Origin of the sequence: Geothrix mesophila (genome assembly GCF_022808835.1) — a bacterium.
Lineage (GTDB): Bacteria > Acidobacteriota > Holophagae > Holophagales > Holophagaceae > Geothrix > Geothrix paludis.
In genome coordinates, this window is sequence record NZ_JAKZLD010000001.1 from 1,143,118 (window position 1) to 1,159,644 (window position 16,527).

The following is a 16,527-nucleotide window of genomic DNA, read 5'->3' on the forward strand; positions in this document are numbered from 1 at the left end:
GGCGAGGAGGGGAATCACCGACCGTTCAGCTCTCCACCTTCAAAATCGCCAGGAAAGCCTCCTGCGGAATCTCCACGTTGCCGATGGCCTTCATCCGCTTCTTGCCTTCCTTCTGCTTGTTGAGGAGTTTCTTCTTGCGGCTGATGTCGCCACCGTAGCACTTGGCGAGCACATCCTTGCGGCGGGCCTTCACGTTGGTGCGGGCGATGATCTTGCTGCCGATGGCGGCCTGCACGGCCACATCGAAGAGCTGCTGGGGGATCACTTCCTTCATGCGCTGGCATAGGGCGAGCCCCAGCGTCTGGCTCTTGCTGCGGTGGACGAGGATGGACAGCGCGTCCACGGCCTCGCTGTTCACCAGGATGTCCATCTTCACCAGGTCGGATTCCGTGTAGTGCTTCATGTGGTAGTCGAAGCTGGCGTAGCCCTTGGAGATGGACTTGAGCTTGTCATAGAAGTCCAGCACCACCTCGTTCAGGGGCAGCTCGTAGACGAGCATCACGCGGTCCTGGCTGACGTATTCCAGCTTCTGCTGGATGCCGCGGCGCTCCTCGCAGAGCTTCAGCAGGCCGCCGACGAAGTCGGTGCGGGTGAGGATCGTGGCCTCGATGATGGGCTCCTCGATCTTGGCGATCTTCTGCAGCGGCGGCAGCTTCGAGGGGTTGTCCACGGCGGTCTCGCTCCCGTCCGTCAGGTGCACGTGGTAGCGCACGCTGGGGGCGGTAGTGATGAGGTCCAGGTCGAACTCGCGCTCCAGGCGCTCCTGCACGATCTCCATGTGCAGGAGGCCCAGGAAGCCGCAGCGGAAGCCGAAGCCCAGGGCGGTGGAAGTCTCGGGCTCATAGGTGAAGCTGCTGTCGTTGAGGCGCAGCTTGTCCATGGCGTTGCGGAGGTCCTCGAAGTCGTCGCTGGAGGTGGGGAAGATCCCCGCGAAGACCACGGGCTGGATCTCCTTGAAGCCCTTCAGCATCTCCTTGGCCGGCTTGGTGGTGTTGGTCACGGCGTGGGTGATGGTGTCGCCCACCTTGACGTCCACCAGCGACTTGATGCTGGCCACCAGGTAGCCCACCTCGCCCACGGACAGGGTGTCCTGCTTGTCCATCTTGGGATCGAAGATGCCGATCTCGTCCACCCGGTGCTCGCTGCCGGTGGACATGAAGCGGATCTGGTCGCCCGCCTTCAGCGTGCCGTTCACCACGCGGATGAGGTTCACGATGCCCCGGTAGGCGTCGTAGTAGCAGTCGAACACGAGGGCCTGCAGCGGCGCGTCCGGATCGCCCTGGGGCGCAGGGATGCACTTCACGATCTGCTCGAGCACCTGGTCGCAGTTCTCGCCGGTCTTGGCGCTGACGTTCACCGCGTGGGCCGTGTCCACCAGGCCGATGACCGTGTCGATCTGCTCCAGCACGCGCTCGGGGTCGGCGCTGGGCAGGTCGGTCTTGTTGAGCACCGGGAACACCTCCAGCCCGTTCTCCAGGGCCAGGTAGGTGTTGGCCAGCGTCTGGGCCTCCACGCCCTGGGTGGCGTCCACCACGAGGATGGCCCCCTCGCAGGCGGCCAGGCTGCGGCTCACCTCGTAGGTGAAGTCCACGTGGCCAGGCGTGTCGATGAGGTTCAGCGTGTAGGTCTGGCCGTCGAGCGCCAGGTACTTCAGCGTCACCGCGTGGGCCTTGATGGTGATGCCCCGCTCCCGCTCCAGGTCCATGTCATCGAGGATCTGAGCCTGCATGTCGCGCTGCGCCACCGTCTTGGTGAGTTCAAGAAGACGGTCCGCCAGCGTCGACTTGCCGTGGTCGATGTGCGCGACAATGGAGAAATTGCGGATGAGACTGGGATGAGCCACTGAGGAACCTCGAACTGGTCATTGTACTGTTGGAAACCCTCACTGTCTGCGGGGTTTTACCTACTGGGGCCTCAAGCCGTGGTTGATCCAAGCCGATGGGACCTTTAACCTCAAGGCCGAGAGCCAAGGAGTCCGCTTGTCCCACTTCGCGTCTCCCATGACCATCCTGATGGTAGAGGACAACGCCCTGCAGCGGCGGCTGCTGGAGGCGCAGATCCAGCCACTGGGGCACCACCTGATCGTGGCGGCGAACGGCGAGGAGGCCCTGGCGCGCCTCCGGTCGGACCGGCCCGAGCCCGACATGGTGATCATGGATGTGGTGATGCCCTCCCTGGACGGCTTCAAGGCCTGCGAGGCCATCAAGTCCGATCCCGCCACGGCGGACATCCCCGTGCTGGTGCTGACGGCCCTGAGCCGGGACGCCAAGGATCGCAGCTACACCGCCGGGGCCGACGACTTCATCCGCAAGCCCGCCAGCAACCTGCTCCTCCAGATGCGCATCCAGACCCACCTTCGCGTGCGGGCCCTGTCGCTCCGCACCGGTCCGCTGCCACCCGCCCGCCCCAGGGTGCTGGTGGCGTCGGCCAGTCCCATGGTGCTCACCCAGGTCCAGAACCACTTCGGCAAGGACCAGGCGATCTTCCTCGAGGCCCAGGGCGAAGCTCAGGCCCGGGCCCAGATCCTCGCCGAATCTCCCGATGTGCTGGTGCTCGACACGGACCTGGCTGATGGCAGCGCCCTGAACCTGGTGACGACCCTGGGCCAATCGCAGGATCTGAAGGATCTGCCCATCCTCCTCCTGCACGACCCCGACGAGCTGGAGGCCTGGTCCCGCCTCCGTGAGCCCGTGTGCGACGCTCTGGAGAAACCCCTGACGGCCCCTGAAACCCGCCGCCGAGTGGCCCTCCTGGCACGACTGGCCCACCTGCAGAAACGCGCCGGTCAGGCATGAAGGCACGCCATCGCCGAACGAGAGGAGCCGCCTTCGGGCTCCTGGTGGTCCTCGCCGCCTCCGCCCCCGCCGCCTCCGTGGAAGGCCGGGTCACGGACGGGCACCGGGGCCTGGCCGGCGTCCGCGTCTACCCGGACCGGCAGCCGAGGGTGTCCCCCGCCGGGGATCCCCCTCTGGCGCTGACGGACGCGGAGGGCCGCTTCCACCTGGACCTGGAACCCGAGGATGCGGTACTGGCGGTGGAGAAGGATGGCTGGCGCCGCGACCTGGTGCCGGCCGCCGAATGGCGCGGCGACATCGCCCTGAGCCCGGAGCCCAGGTTCCGCAAGGAGGCCATCTTCATCGTCCGCCTCGATTTCACGGACGAAGCCTCCAAGCTGCCGGACGGCGCCCTGCGGGAACTGATCTTCTCGCGCCGCCCCGGGGTGGCCAGCGCGGCCAACTACCTGTACGAGGTCAGCAAGGGCGCCGTGTCCCTCGTCGAGGGCCGCTTCCTCAAGCTCCGGAGCGCCGATTTCCCTGCCCCGAGGACCGACGACCGCAAGATGGCCATGGCCGGCTGGGTGCTGGAACGCCTGCAGGGCGAGGACCTCGGCGACTGCGACCGCCTCGACAACCGCACCGGCGCCGTCCGTCCGGACGGCAAGCCCGACCACCTCTGGATCATCACGCCCGGCAAGCCCCAGTCGCTGACCGCCGATGAGGCCGATCTCAAGGCCGTGAGCCTTCTCCTGCCCCTGCCCTGGGACAAGACCCGGCGCTGGCCCCTGATCTTCATGACCGAGGAAGTGCCGCTGGGGAACATCGTCCACGAGGCCTACCACTCCATGGGCGAGCACCGCGTGGACGACCTCTACCTGGATTGCGGAGACCCCCTCACGGCCGGCATCTGGGATCTCATGGACGCGGGCCAGTACCGCGGCTGGGACCGCTCCCACCCCGAAGAGGGCCCCTGGGTGGAGGACACGGGCTACAGCCCCTCCCATCCCACCGCCTGGGTGCGCTCCGAGCTCTGGTACCGCGGCTGGTTCCGCAACCTGGTCAGCCGCCTCGCCGTGAAAGGCCCCTCCTGGGAGGGCTGGATCGCGCCCGTCTCCCGCGCCCCCGGCGCCGATCCCCAGTGGGTGACCCTGCCCGATCCCCGAAAGAAGGGCCGCTTCTTCAGCCTGGAGGTGCGCCGCCCCTGGGGCTTCGAGCGCGGGCGCGTGGGCGGGCGCTTCGGGCCGGGTCACGAAGGCCTGGTGGTGGCCACCGTCGATCCTTCCCTGCTCAGCCCCGACGAGCCACAGGGCCCCGTGCGCGTGGTGGACGCCCATCCCGGCAGCCCCGAGCCGCCCAAGCCCCGCTTCCCCTGCGGCCGCTGGGAGCTGGACGATGCGGCCTTCAACCTGGGTCCCGGCGAGAACCCCAAAGGCCGCAGCGGGCCCCTGTCCTGGGAGGTCCTGGAGACCGACGCCAGCGGCCGCATGCGAGTCCGGGTGAAGTTGGCCCGACCCTTGGCAAAAAAATCCCGCCGCCAAACAGCTGCCAAGTAAGATGAGGCATGATCCAAGCCCGCCGCCTCCTCCTTCTTGCCGCTGCCGCCTGTCTGGGCGCCCAGACCGCACCCCAGGCCACCGCGGAACGCCTCCGCGCTGAGGCCCTCCGCACCCACGGCGCCTACGCGGACCTCGCCTGGCTCTGTGACCGCATCGGGAACCGCCTGAGCGGCTCGCCCCAGCTGGACCAGGCCATCGACTGGGCCCAGGGGCGGCTGAAGGCGGCAGGACTCGTCAATGTCCATGCGGAAAAGGTCATGGTGCCCCACTGGGTGCGGGGCCAGGAGTCCGCCGAGCTGCTGCTGCCCACCCACCAGCGAGTGAACCTGCTAGGCCTCGGCGGCAGCGTGGGCACGCCCGAGGGCGGCCTCACGGCGGATGTCGTCGTGGTGGGCTCCTTCGACGAGCTCGACAAGCTCGGCCAGGCCGTGAAGGGGAAGATCGTCCTCTACGACGTGCCCTTCCAGGGCTACGGCCGCACGGTGATCTACCGCCACGACGGCGCCTCCCGGGCCGCCAAGTACGGCGCGGTGGCCGCCCTGGTGCGGTCCGTGGGACCCGTGAGCCTGGACACCCCGCACACCGGCGTCATGGGCTACGACCCGGCCTTCCCGCAGATTCCCACCGCCGCCGTCACCATCGAGGCGTCCACCCAGATGCGGCGCATGCAGGAGCGGGGCGAGCGCATCCGCCTGAAGCTCGAGATGGGCGCGAAGATGCTCCCCGAAGCCCCTTCCGCCAACGTGGTGGCCGAGATCCGCGGCACCGAGAAGCCCGACGAGGTGGTGATCCTCAGCGGCCACCTGGATAGCTGGGACGTGGGCCAGGGCGCCCAGGACGACGGCGCGGGCACCGTCACCGCCATGGAGGCCGCGCGGCTCATCCAGTCCCTGGGCCTGAAGCCCCGCCGGACCCTCCGCGTGGTGCTCTGGACCAACGAGGAGAACGGCCTGCGCGGCGGCCTGGGCTACCGCGACGCCCATCGCCCCGAGTTGCAGAACATCGTGGCCGCCTTCGAGACCGACTCCGGCAGCGAGCGCATCAAGGGCTTCAGCCTGGATCTCCGGAAGGCCACGCCGGAGGCCAAAGCGGGCGCTCTGGCCTCACTGAAAAAGATCGGGAAGGACGCGCTGGAGCCCTTCGGCATCATCGACCTCCGCCTGGGCGGCTCCGGCGCGGATGTGGGCCCCATGGTGGCCGAAGGCGTCCCCGGCCTCGGCGTCGGCCACGCCGCCACCCACTACTTCGACATCCACCACACCCAGGCCGACACCGTGGACAAGGTGGACCGGGACGACCTGGCCTGGAACGCCGCCGCCCTCGCCAGCTTCGCCTACGCCCTGGCCCAGTCGGACGTGCGGTTCAACTAGGCCAGCCAGCCCAACTGGCCAGGATCACCTGCCGATTACTGGCTGATCCGCACCAGCTCCACATCGAAGACCAGCATGCCCTGGGGCATTCCCCGGGCACCCTGGTAGGCAAGCTTCTCGGGAATCCAGAATCGCCTGCGCTCGCCTTCCACCATGAGCTGGAGTCCCTCGACCCAGCCCGGGATGGTGCCCTTCAGCTGCAGCGGCACGGAGACGCCTTTTGTCAGCGAGCTGTCGAACATCTTCCCGTCCGTGGTCCAACCCGTGTAGTGGACGGAGACCCAGCTGGCCGGGACGGGGTGCGCCTTTCCCGTTCCGGGCCTGAGGATCTTGAAGGCCAGGCCGGAGCGCAGCACCATCGCGTCCGCCGGCGGGGCAGCCACATCCGCGGGGACCTGCCCGGGAGGCGGCACGGCATCCAGAAGTTCCAGGTCCATCACCACCGTCCCGGCCGGGCGGCCCTTGGCGCCCCCGAAGGCCTGGGCCTCCGGAAGCCACACCCGCCGCTGTTCGCCCACCATCATGGCCAGCAGCATCTCCCGCATGCCCGGCATCAGCCGGTCCAGACCCAGGTACGGCGCCTCATCCAGCGCCCGGGTGTTGGCGAAGGTCGCTCCGTCCGCACCCCACCCCGTGAAATGCACCCGGACGAACCCACCGGGCGCGGGGCGGGCATCCCCCTTCCCGGCCTGGATCACCCGGTAGGCCACCCCGCTGGGCGTGCGGAGGGCATCCGCCGGCGGGACCGCCAGGTCCGGTGGCGCGGCGTGGAGGCAGAGCGCTGAGAGCAGGACAGGGATGGGGCGCAGGGTCATGGTGACGTTCCAAGGAGGGCCCGGATGGGCCTGATCCAGGATACGGGGGCGGGCCGCGTCACACGCCCGGCGGGAACCCCACGGCCAGCCTCACGCCGGCGATGGCGGGGTCCACGCTGCCGTCGGCGCGGCGGATGAGAATGGGGGGCTCGACCTCGGGGCACTGGGCGCGGGCTTCGAAATCCTCGGGATAGTCCTGGCGGCGGCCGGCGGCGAAGACATCCAGGCCGTAGGGCTCGCCTGCCTTGAAGACGATCTCCCGGCGGTGGAGGCAGAGCAGGCTGGCCTCGCGCAGGGCCACCAGGGCGCGCGCCCGCTGGTCGTTGGGGAAGACGCAGGCGAAGATCCCGCCCGGGGCCAGGATCCGAGCCGCGGTCCTGGCGTAGTCCGCGATGCTGCCGCGCACCTCCAGGCGGGCGGGCACGGACTGGGGATGGGCCGCGGGCAGGCGGTGGCCTTCGGGCCAGTAGGGCGGTGTGCCCGTCACCAGATCGAAGGGGGCTTCGCCTTGGAACAGGGCAGGATCGCGTAGGTCGCCCAGGTTCGGGAAGATGCGGGCTTCCTGGCCGTTGTAGCGGATGCTCTTCCGGGCCAGGCGCAGGCTCGCCTCCTGGGCCTCGACCGTGTGCACCACGGCGCCGGGGCACCGCCAGGCGGCCAGGAGGGCCACGCTGCCGATCCCCGAGCCCAGGTCCGCGATGCGGCCCGCCCGGGGACACCAGGTGGTGCCGTACCAGGCCGTCACCAGGTCGTCCACGCTGAAGCGGTTGCCCTTCTCCAGCTGGAAGATGCGCCAGCGCCCGCAGAGGCCGTCCAGGGTCTCGCCAGGCTCCGCCTCCACCCCGCCCGGAGGCACAGGCCCGGGCCGGGTCCAGCCCTTGTAGGCGGAGGCATCGTCGGGGGTGGAGCGGCGCGGCATCCCATGAGTGTCCGATAAACCGCCTGGATTCAGAAGCGCCCCTGCGCGACACTCAACCATGGCCGTGCCTGGGAAAACCCTGGAGCCCGTCCTCCGCGAGGGGGAAGGCTCGGCCTGCGAAGGGGACAGTTGCCTCACCCTCGACGGGGCCTTCGATCGTGTGAAGGCGGCCTTCCTCCAGCACCATCCCAAGGGGGACGTGGCCCTGCTCCGCCGGGCCTTCACCGTGGGCCGGGACATGCACGCCACCCAGCTCCGGAAGAGCGGCGAGCCCTACTTCTTCCACCCCCTGGCCGTGGCCCAGAGCCTGGCGGACTGGCGGCTGGACGCCGTGAGCGTGGCCTGCGGCCTCCTCCACGACGTGGTGGAGGACACCCTCATGACCCTGCCCCAGGTGAAGGCGCAGTTCGGGGACGAGATCGGCGAGATCGTGGACGGCCTCACGAAGATGAGCAAGCTGGCCTTCACGGACAAGCACCTGCTCAACGCCGAGAACGTCCGCAAGCTGCTGGTGGCCATGGGCAAGGATGTGCGCGTGCTGCTGGTGAAGCTGGCGGACAGGCTGCACAACATGAAGACCCTGGGCGTCATGGAGGAGGAGAAGCGCCGCCGCATCTCCCGCGAGACGCTGGAGCTCTACGCGCCCCTGGCCAACCGCCTGGGCATGGGCGTGGTGCGCCTGGAACTGGAGGACCTGGCCTTCCGCCAGCTGGAGCCCGAGCAGTACGAGTACCTCAAGAACGCGGTGGAGACCAAGCGCGCCAAGCTCTCCGGCACCATCCAGGAGATCCACGGGTCGCTCCAGGCTATCCTCCGCCAGCAGGGCATCAACGCCCACGTCACCGGCCGGGTCAAGCACCTCTACGGCATCTGGAAGAAGATGGGCGCCCAGGCCAAGGGCTTCGAGGACATCCACGACTGGCTGGCCTACCGCATCATCTGCCCGGACCGCGCCAGCTGCTACACGGCCCTGGGCCTCGTGCACGGCCTCTACCGGCCCGTGCCCGGCAAGTTCAAGGACTACATCAGCCTGCCCAAGGAGAACGGCTACCAGAGCATCCACACCACGGTGCTGATGAGCTCCGGCGACATCTTCGAAGTGCAGATCCGCACGGAGGAGATGCACCTCCACGCCGAGGCCGGCATCGCCAGCCATTGGACCTACAAGGACGGCCGCATCGCCAACCGCCTGGAGATCAACCAGGTGGCCTTCCTCCGCCGCATGGTAGAGCTGCACCAGGACGCCCAGGACAGCCGCGACCTGGTGGCCAACCTGCGCGGCGAGCTGACCTTCAACCGCATCCAGGTCTTCACGCCCAAGGGCGATCTCCGCAGCCTGGTGGAGGGCAGTACGCCCGTGGACTTCGCCTACGCCATCCACACCCAGGTGGGTCACCGCTGCGTGGGCGCCAAGGTGAACGGGCGCATGGTGCCGCTGAAGCACACGCTCCAGAACGGCGACCGGGTGGAGATCCTCACCCGGCCCGACCACAAGCCCAGCCGCGACTGGCTGGGCTTCGTCAAATCCGCCGGCGCCAAGAGCCGCATCCAGGCCTTCATCCGCGAGGAGGAGCGCGCCCATGCCGTCACCCTCGGCCGGGAACGGCTCGAGCGGGAGGCCCGCGTCCTGGGCGTGCGCCTGGACGACCCCGAGTCCCAGGCCAAGCTTGACGCGCGGCTGGTGGAGCTGAAGCTGGCGAACTGGGACGCGGCCCATGCCGCCCTGGGGTTCGGCCGCATCACAGTCCACAAGCTCCTCGAGCCCCTGATCCCCGAACCCGAGCGCGCCAAGCCCAAGGAGAACGTCTCCAACCTCATGGATTCGGTGGTGGTGGGCGACACCGCCGGCATCCTCTATGCCTTGGCCGCCTGCTGCAAGCCCATCTGGGGCGACGAGGTGGTGGGCTACATCACCCGCACCCGCGGCACCGCCATCCACCGGGCCGACTGCCCCCAGCTCACGAAGGGGACCATGCACCCCGAGCGTCGCGTGAACGTGGCCTGGGGCAAGCACGGGACGGAACTCTACGACACGGAGATCGCCCTCACCACCGAGGACCGCCCCGGCATGGTGGCCGCCATCTCCGAGGGCATCCAGCGCGTGGGCATCAACGTGCAGCGATTCCACGGCTCGGCCACGGAGGAGGGCGCCGGCCTCTTCCACATCGCCTTGCGTGTTCGCGACCGCACGCACCTGGTGGAACTCATGGCCGGCCTGCGCCGTATCCGCGGCGTCTATACCGTGGAGCGGGTGAAGGGATCCGTGTTCGGGAAAGTGAAATGAGCGCCTGGCGCCCCCCCGACGAAGCCCCGCCGGTCCCCTGGGCCCGCATCGCCGAGAGCCTGCGGCGACCCCAGCTCGGGCCCGATCCGCACAAGATCAGCGCCCGCATCCCCGAGGATCCGCGCCGCGCGGCGGTCGGGGTCATCCTCTGGGGCGACCTCGCCGGCGCGCGCAAGATCATCCTGGTCCAGCGGGGCTACGGCGCGCCGCACCACCCCGGCGAGATCGCCTTCCCGGGGGGCATGGTGGAGCCGCGGGACCGGGACCTGCCCGCCACCGCCCGGCGGGAGGTGGCCGAGGAGATCGGCGTATCCACGGGCCTGTGGGAATTGGGGTGCTTCCCCGACGGCGTGGCCAAGGCCCGGGTGCGGTTCACCCCGGTCTTCTTCCGCTGGGAGGAGCCGAAGCCCAGCTTCCGCCTGGACCACGAGCTCGAGCAGGTCCTCCTGCTCCCCCTGGCGCCCCTCATGGAGGCCCCCTGGACCATCGAGCGCCTCGAGCGGCACGGCCTGGCCCTCGACGTGCCCAGGCTCGAGCTGCCCCAGGCGCCGCTCTGGGGGGCGACGGCCTTCGTGTTGAAGGCCTGGCTGGATGTGCTGAAGGCCTGCGCCGACCCGACGAAGCCGGCGCAGGCCTAAGAGTGCCTAACAAAACCCCCACGGGGTCGCGCGAGGGCCGCCGGGCGAGCGAGGCGAGGAACGCGAGGGAGGCTCCGGCTCCACAAGCCGCAGGCGAGTGGGAGGCACGCAAAGCGTGCCGTCAGGCGGAGGGCGTAGCGGCATCGCCCTCCACCTGACGGGCCCTGCCCCGCAGGGCCCTCCCACTCGCAAGCTCGCGGAGGTGGAGCCTCCCCGCCGGCCCTCGCCCGGAGGGAGAAAGCCAGGTGGGCGCCCCGCGGCGTCAGGGCCCTTGAACGATGTCCCGCATCGCCCCGCAGGCCCTTCCTTGCGGTGCATCCCACCTGGCTTTCTCGCGGCCTCGTCAGGGTTTTGTTAGGCACTCTAAGCAGCTACTTCACGTTCACAGCCAGCCAGGCGGTGTTCACGGTGTCGTATTCGGTGGAGGTGGCACCGTAGAGGTCCGCGGCCGCGTTCAGGGTCGCCACGCGCGCGCCGGCATAGTCCGTGCGCTTGGTCATGTAGGTGGTGAGGGCCCGGTACCAGATGCGGCCGGCCTTGTCGTTGCCGATGCCGGTGATGCTGGTGACGCCGTTGGTCATGGGCGAGGCGATGTTGCCGGAGAGATCATCCACCTGGCTGCCATGGGCCAGGAGGAAGAAGAAGTGGTTGGCCACGCCGGAGCTGTAGTGGACATCCAGGCGGCCCAGCGTCTTGCTGTAGAAGTCCGGGCTGCGGCCGTCGAGGCTGGGCTTGTACATCCAGCGCAGGGGCGTGCCGCCATGGCCCCAGCTGTTCTCGAACAGCTTGTAGTTGGCGGTGATGGGGCCGGAGCCCGCCGTACTGGGGATGAAGCTGCCGGTGCTGTTGTTCAGGGTGTAGAACTCAACCAGGGTGCCGAAGATGTCCGAGTTGGCCTCGTTGAGGCCTCCGGACTCCCGCCGGTACTGCAGGTTGGCGGTGGCGGAACACACGCCGTGGCTCATCTCGTGGCCCGCCGTGTCCAGGTCAGCCTCGCCCACGGAGCCGCCCACCTGGCCGTCCCCATAGGTCATGCAGAAGCAGCTGTCGGACCAGAACGCGTTGTCGTACTGGCTGCTGTAGTGCATGCGGCTGAAGGTGGCGCTGCCGGCGTCGTCAATGCCATCCCGGCTGAAGGCGTTCAGGTAGAAGTCCCAGGTGGCCTGCATGCCCCGGTGGCCGTCCACCCCCGCGGTCTGGGCGTTCGCGCTCATCCCCGCCGTGCCGTTGTACTGCAGCCCGTCGCCCCAGGCGTTGTCGGCATCCGTGAAGATCGAGCCCGTGCCGGAGGTGCCATTGAGCAGGTTGGTGGTGACGTTGTTGCCGAAGGTGCCGCCGGTGCCCCGCGTCATATCCCGCAGCTCGTAGCCGGTGGCGGTGCTGTTGGTGCTGAGGCTCACGGTCCCGTACCACTGGGACTGGCCGGTGCCGGTGGCGCCGGCGGTACGGAGGGTGTCCCAGGATTCCAGGATCCGGCCCGTGTGGGCGTCCACCAGGAAGTCCGTGTGCTTCGTCTCCTGGGCCCCATTCTCGAGCTCCGTGTGGACGTGGTAGGCCAGGACGTACCGCGTGGCCCGGCCGGGACCGTCCGGCTCGAGGCCCGCCACGACCAGGGTGGCGGTCGGTTCGTAGGCGTAGGCGCCGCGGGGGGCCAGGGCCGCATGGGCCATCGCCAGGACCTCGGCCCGGCCCAGGGTGGGCTCGACGGGGAGGGTCAGGCCGCGCGCCAGGTCATCGGTCACCGCCCGCACTCGGCCGTTCCGGAAATGGACGATGGCCTCGCCCTCGAACACGGGCACGCCCTTGTAGGTCTGCTCCAGCCGAACGTGGTCCTCGCCGAGGGCATCGGAGACGAGGTTCCGGAAGGTGAAGTCCGCGTGCGGACCCAGGCCCATCTGGTAGGTCCGGGCGGCCAGGTGGCCCCGGGCCTCGCGGACCAGGGCATCGGCGCGGGCCTGGTCCGGCGGCGCGGCCAGGAGGCAGGCGGGGAGGAGGAAGGGAACCACATGGCGCATGGGACCTCCAGGCGAAAGGAGGGTCGGGGTGTCCACCCGACCTGGGGCCACGATGCTACTACCGGAGGTTAAGTTGTGTTAATTTTTCGACCGTTTTCATATTTTTAGACCAATTATTCCCGGCACTGGACTTGTACGGCCACGAAAAGGCCCGGGCTCGCACTTGGGCACCCGGGCCTTCCGGATCGAGATTGGGACTACTTCTTCTCGGCCTTCACCGAACCGTCCTTGTCCAGGTACTTGTCGGGGGCCTTCAGGAGGGCCTCGCCGCAGTACTTGCTGCAGACGCGGTAGTCGCGTCCCCGCACGGCGACCGTGGTGGACTTCGCGTCCACCGTCATCTTGCAGACGGGATCCTTGGTGTTGACGGCGGGCTTCGCCTTCTGGGGTGCGGGGGCGGCCAGGACGGTAAGGGTGAGCAGTGCGGCGTTCAGCATGGGGGTCTCCTCCGGGGCTACAGTTTATCCCCTACTTCCGAGCATTTTTCGGCGTGCCGTCCTTCTCGAGGTACTTGTCGGGGTCCTTGAGCAGCTGGGCGTCGCAACCGCCGCAGCAGAGGCGGTATTCCTGGCCGCGGACGACCACGGTCTTGGACTTTTCGCTGACCTTGCCGCCGAGGACGGGGCACTTGGTGTTGGTGGCGGGCTTGGCGTGCGGCGTGGCCGCGACGGCCAGGGTGAGCAGGAGGTTGAGCATGGGGATTCCTATGGTCATCACGGCCTGGGGTGGCCGGCGGTCCCTGGGCCGTGGACGGGACCGCCGGGGTGCGAATGAACGTCGAATCAGAGATCAGGCTGGCAATGGGGTGACCGGCCCCTCCACCACCTCCCGGCGCTTCCAGAGGTAGTAGATGGAGGGGTAGACCAGGAGCTCGAGGATGAAGCTGGTGGCCAGGCCGCCCACCATGGGCGCGGCGATGCGCTTCATGACGTCGGCGCCGGTGCCGGTGCTCCACATGATGGGCAGCAGACCCATGAAGGCCGCGAAGACGGTCATGGCCTTGGGTCGCACGCGCTTCACGGCTCCGTGGATGATGGCCTCCACCAGGTCGCCGGTGGTGTTCAGGCGGCCCTCCCGCTTCGCCTCGTCGTGGCTGAGGTCCAGGAAGAGCAGCATGAACACGCCGGTCTCGGCGTCCAGGCCCATGAGGGCGATGAGGCCCACCCACACGGCGATGCTCATGTTGTAGCCCAGGGCCCACAGCAGCCAGAAGGCTCCGATGGCGCTGAAGGGCACGGCCAGCATCACCACCGAGGCCTTGAAGGCGCTCTTGGTGTTGGCGTAGAGCAGGCCGAAGATCAGCACCAGCGTGATGGGCAGGATGACCTTCAGCCGCTCCTTCACGCGGATCATGTTCTCGTACTGGCCCGACCAGGTGAGGCTGTAGCCCGGGGGCAGCTTGAGGTCCTTCTCCACGGCGGCCTTGGCGTGGTGGACGTAGGTGCCCACGTCGAACTTCGACGTATCGAAGTCCACCAGCACGTAGCCGTTCATCTGGCCGTTCTCGTCGCGGATCATGGCGGGGCCGTTGGCCCAGGTGAGGTCCGCGATCTCCTCCATGGGGATCATGGCCCCGCTGGGCGTGGGGACGAGCACCCGCTTCAGAGCGTCGGGGCTCTCCCGGAAGTCCCTGGCGTAGCGCACGTTCACGGGATAGCGGGCGCGGCCATCGAAGACCGTGCTCTGGTTGTCGCCGCCGATGGCGGTCATCACCAGCATGTTGGCCTGCTCGACGCTGAGCCCGTAGCGGGCGAGCTGGTCGCGCTTGAGGACGAAGTCCAGGAAGTAGCCCTGGGCCGTGCGCTCGGCGAAAGCGCTGCGGGTGCCCGGCACGCCTGCGAGGATGCGCTCGGCGTCCACGGCCACCTTCTCGATGGTCGCCAGGTCCGCGCCGTTGATCTTCAGGCCCACGGGCGTGCGGATGCCCGTGGAGAGCATGTCCTGGCGGGCCTTGATGGGCATGGTCCAGGCGTTGGGGATGGCCGGGAGCCGCACCACGCGGTCCAGGTCCGCCACGATCTCCTCCTCGGTGATCCGGTCCCGCCAGATGGGGCGCAGGGCGGCCTTGAGGAAGTCCGGCGCCCAGGAACTGAACCAGCGGGGCTTCGCGCGCCACTGCTCCTCGGGCTTGAGGACGATCACCGTCTCCATCATGGAGAAGGGCGCCGGGTCCGTGGCCGTGTCGGCGCGGCCAGCCTTGCCGAAGACGCGCTCCACCTCGGGCACGGTACGGATGAGGCGATCCTGAACCTGGAGGATACGCTGGGCCTCGGTCTGGCTGAGACCCGGCAGGGTCGAGGGCATGTAGAGGATGGTGCCCTCGTTGAGAGGCGGCATGAACTCGCTGCCCAGGCTCATGAACGCGGGGATGGTGGCCACCACCAGCAGCACGGCCACGGCGATGGTGGCCTTGGCGTGCTTCACCACGAAGCGGCAGGGCCCCTCGTAGATGCGGTGGAGGAAGACGCTGATGGGGTGCTTCTCCTCGGCGTAGTACTTGCCCACGGCGATCTGGGTGAAGGTCCAGGCCAACCACTTGGGCTTGAACATGAAGGGCTCCACCCGCGCGAAGAGCATGCGCATGGCTGGGTCCAGCGTCAGCGCCAGGATGGCGGCGATGGCCATGGCCAAGTTCTTGGAGTAGGCCAGGGGCTTGAAGAGACGGCCCTCCTGGTCCAGCAGGGTGAAGATGGGCATGAAGCTCACCGCCACCACCAGCAGGGAGAAGAAAACGGACGGCCCCACCTCCATCAGGGCCTCCAGCCGCACGTGGTGGAAGCTGCCGGGCTTCCCGGCCTCGATCCACTTCTCGATCTTCTTGTAGGCGTTCTCCACCTCCACGATGGCGCCGTCCACCAGCACGCCGATGGAGATGGCGATGCCCGCCAGGCTCATGAGGTTGGCGTTCTGACCGATGCCGTACATCGGGATGAACGCCAGCGCCACGCTCACGGGGATGGTGATGATGGGCACGATGGCCGAGGGCACGTGCCAGAGGAAGATGAGGATGATGATGGAGACGACGATCATCTCCTCGATGAGCTTGTGCTTCACGGTGCTGATGGCGTTGTGGATCAGCTCGGAGCGGTCGTAGACGGTGATCACGTCCACGCCCTCGGGCAGGCCCTGCTTCAGCTCGCCGATCCGGGCCTTCACGCGCTCGATGACATTCAGGGCGTTCTCGCCCTGGCGCATGACCACGATGCCGCCCACCACGTCGCCCTGGCCGTCCAGGTCCGCGAGGCCCCGGCGCATCTCGGGCCCCAGGGTCACGGTAGCCACGTCACCCAGCCGCACGGGGGTGCCGTTCTCGGCCTTGAGCACGGCCGACTCCAGGTCCTTCGTGGCCTTCACGTAGCCCCGGCCCCGGACCATGTACTCGCGGCCGCTGTATTCGACGAGGCGACCGCCCACTTCCGCGTTGGCGCCCTTCACCGCCCCGATGACGGACTCGATGGGGATGCGGTAGGCCGCCAGCTTGTTGGGATCCACCTGCACCTGGAACTGCCGGGCCTGGCCGCCCACCGTGGCCACCTCGGCCACGCCGGGGGTGCTCTGGAGGCCGTAGCGCAGGAACCAGTCCTGGAGGGAGCGCAGCTCATCCGAGCTGTGCTTCCCGCTGCGGTCCACCAGGGCGTACTGGTAGACCCAGCCCACGGAGGTGGCATCGGGGCCGAGGGAGGTCTGCACCCCCGGCGGCAGGTTGGCGGTGATTTTCGAGAGGTACTCCATCACCCGGCTGCGCGCCCAGTAGATGTCCGTGCCGTCTTCGAAGATCACGTAGACGTAGGAGAAGCCGAAGTCCGAGAGACCGCGGACGGCCTTCACTTTCGGCGCCCCCAGCAGGCTGGTGACGATGGGGTAGGTGACCTGGTCCTCGACGATGTCGGGGCTCCGGTCCCACTTGCTGTAGACGATGACCTGGGTGTCGCTGAGGTCCGGCAGCGCGTCCAGGGGGATGTTCCGCATGGTCCAGAAGGACATGGCCAGCAGCACCGCCGAGGCGGCGATGACCAGCCAGCGGTTCTCCGCCGAGAAGCGGATGATCCGCTGGAGGAAGGTCGGGTGCTCGGGATCGTAGGCGGCGTGTCCGCTCATGCGGGCCTCTCCGTGAGGGAATGCAGAAAGGAATTGTTGAAGCGGAGGAGAGCGG

At 68.5% G+C, this 16,527-nt stretch carries 12 protein-coding genes; 5 read left to right on the forward strand and 7 right to left on the reverse strand.

Going from position 1 to position 16,527, the window contains the following annotated elements; translation table 11 throughout:
- Nucleotides 1-25: 25 nt before the first annotated feature.
- On the reverse strand, nt 26-1,843 hold the full coding sequence (gene lepA, locus MLG87_RS05240) for a translation elongation factor 4 (RefSeq protein WP_243294143.1): 1,818 nt from the start codon (nt 1,841-1,843) through the stop codon (nt 26-28).
- A gap of 136 nt (nt 1,844-1,979) precedes the next feature.
- On the opposite strand from lepA, the gene MLG87_RS05245 reads away from it, so the two are divergent.
- Genes MLG87_RS05245 through MLG87_RS05255 form a run of 3 tightly spaced genes read left to right on the forward strand, consistent with a single transcriptional unit; the run spans nt 1,980 to nt 5,703 of the window.
- On the forward strand, nt 1,980-2,795 hold the full coding sequence (locus MLG87_RS05245) for a response regulator (RefSeq protein ID WP_243294144.1): 816 nt from the start codon (nt 1,980-1,982) through the stop codon (nt 2,793-2,795).
- Nucleotides 2,792-4,330 carry a carboxypeptidase-like regulatory domain-containing protein gene (locus MLG87_RS05250; protein ID WP_243294145.1) on the forward strand — a complete coding sequence of 513 codons (1,539 nt, stop codon included), beginning with the start codon at nt 2,792-2,794 and terminating at the stop codon, nt 4,328-4,330. Before MLG87_RS05245 ends, MLG87_RS05250 begins: the two co-directional genes overlap by 4 nt.
- Nucleotides 4,331-4,338: 8 nt before the next feature.
- Entirely contained in the window at nt 4,339-5,703 is a 1,365-nt protein-coding gene (locus tag MLG87_RS05255) for a M20/M25/M40 family metallo-hydrolase (protein WP_243294146.1), read from the forward strand.
- Between the two features lie 35 nt (nt 5,704-5,738).
- On the opposite strand, the gene MLG87_RS05260 is transcribed toward MLG87_RS05255, so the two are convergent.
- Together MLG87_RS05260 and MLG87_RS05265 are read right to left on the reverse strand one after the other, a co-directional pair.
- Nucleotides 5,739-6,518 (reverse strand): FKBP-type peptidyl-prolyl cis-trans isomerase, encoded by a 780-nt coding sequence (locus MLG87_RS05260; protein WP_243294147.1) that lies wholly within the window; start codon nt 6,516-6,518, stop codon nt 5,739-5,741.
- 58 nt (nt 6,519-6,576) lie between these two features.
- Nucleotides 6,577-7,437 (reverse strand): tRNA1(Val) (adenine(37)-N6)-methyltransferase, encoded by an 861-nt coding sequence (locus MLG87_RS05265; protein WP_243294148.1) that lies wholly within the window; start codon nt 7,435-7,437, stop codon nt 6,577-6,579.
- 58 nt (nt 7,438-7,495) lie between these two features.
- Between MLG87_RS05265 and MLG87_RS05270 the strand changes: the two genes are divergently transcribed.
- Together MLG87_RS05270 and MLG87_RS05275 are read left to right on the forward strand one after the other, a co-directional pair.
- Entirely contained in the window at nt 7,496-9,721 is a 2,226-nt protein-coding gene (locus MLG87_RS05270; RefSeq protein WP_243294149.1) for a RelA/SpoT family protein, read from the forward strand.
- Entirely contained in the window at nt 9,718-10,359 is a 642-nt protein-coding gene (locus MLG87_RS05275; protein ID WP_243294150.1) for an NUDIX hydrolase, read from the forward strand. The genes MLG87_RS05270 and MLG87_RS05275 overlap by 4 nt, the downstream gene beginning before the upstream one ends.
- Nucleotides 10,360-10,730: 371 nt before the next feature.
- Here the strand turns inward: MLG87_RS05275 and MLG87_RS05280 are convergent, their stop codons facing one another.
- The 4 genes from MLG87_RS05280 to MLG87_RS05295 all read right to left on the reverse strand — a co-directional run bounded on the left by MLG87_RS05280 (nt 10,731) and on the right by MLG87_RS05295 (nt 16,472).
- Nucleotides 10,731-12,374, reverse strand: a complete 1,644-nt coding sequence (locus tag MLG87_RS05280; protein ID WP_243294151.1) for a M4 family metallopeptidase — start codon at nt 12,372-12,374, stop codon at nt 10,731-10,733.
- Nucleotides 12,375-12,571: 197 nt separating this feature from the next.
- Entirely contained in the window at nt 12,572-12,811 is a 240-nt protein-coding gene (locus MLG87_RS05285; protein WP_243294152.1) for a hypothetical protein, read from the reverse strand.
- 31 nt (nt 12,812-12,842) lie between these two features.
- Nucleotides 12,843-13,070, reverse strand: a complete 228-nt coding sequence (locus tag MLG87_RS05290) for a hypothetical protein (protein ID WP_243294153.1) — start codon at nt 13,068-13,070, stop codon at nt 12,843-12,845.
- Between the two features lie 93 nt (nt 13,071-13,163).
- Complete coding sequence (locus MLG87_RS05295; protein WP_243294154.1) at nt 13,164-16,472, reverse strand: efflux RND transporter permease subunit; 3,309 nt, start codon at nt 16,470-16,472, stop codon at nt 13,164-13,166.
- Nucleotides 16,473-16,527: the final 55 nt, after the last annotated feature.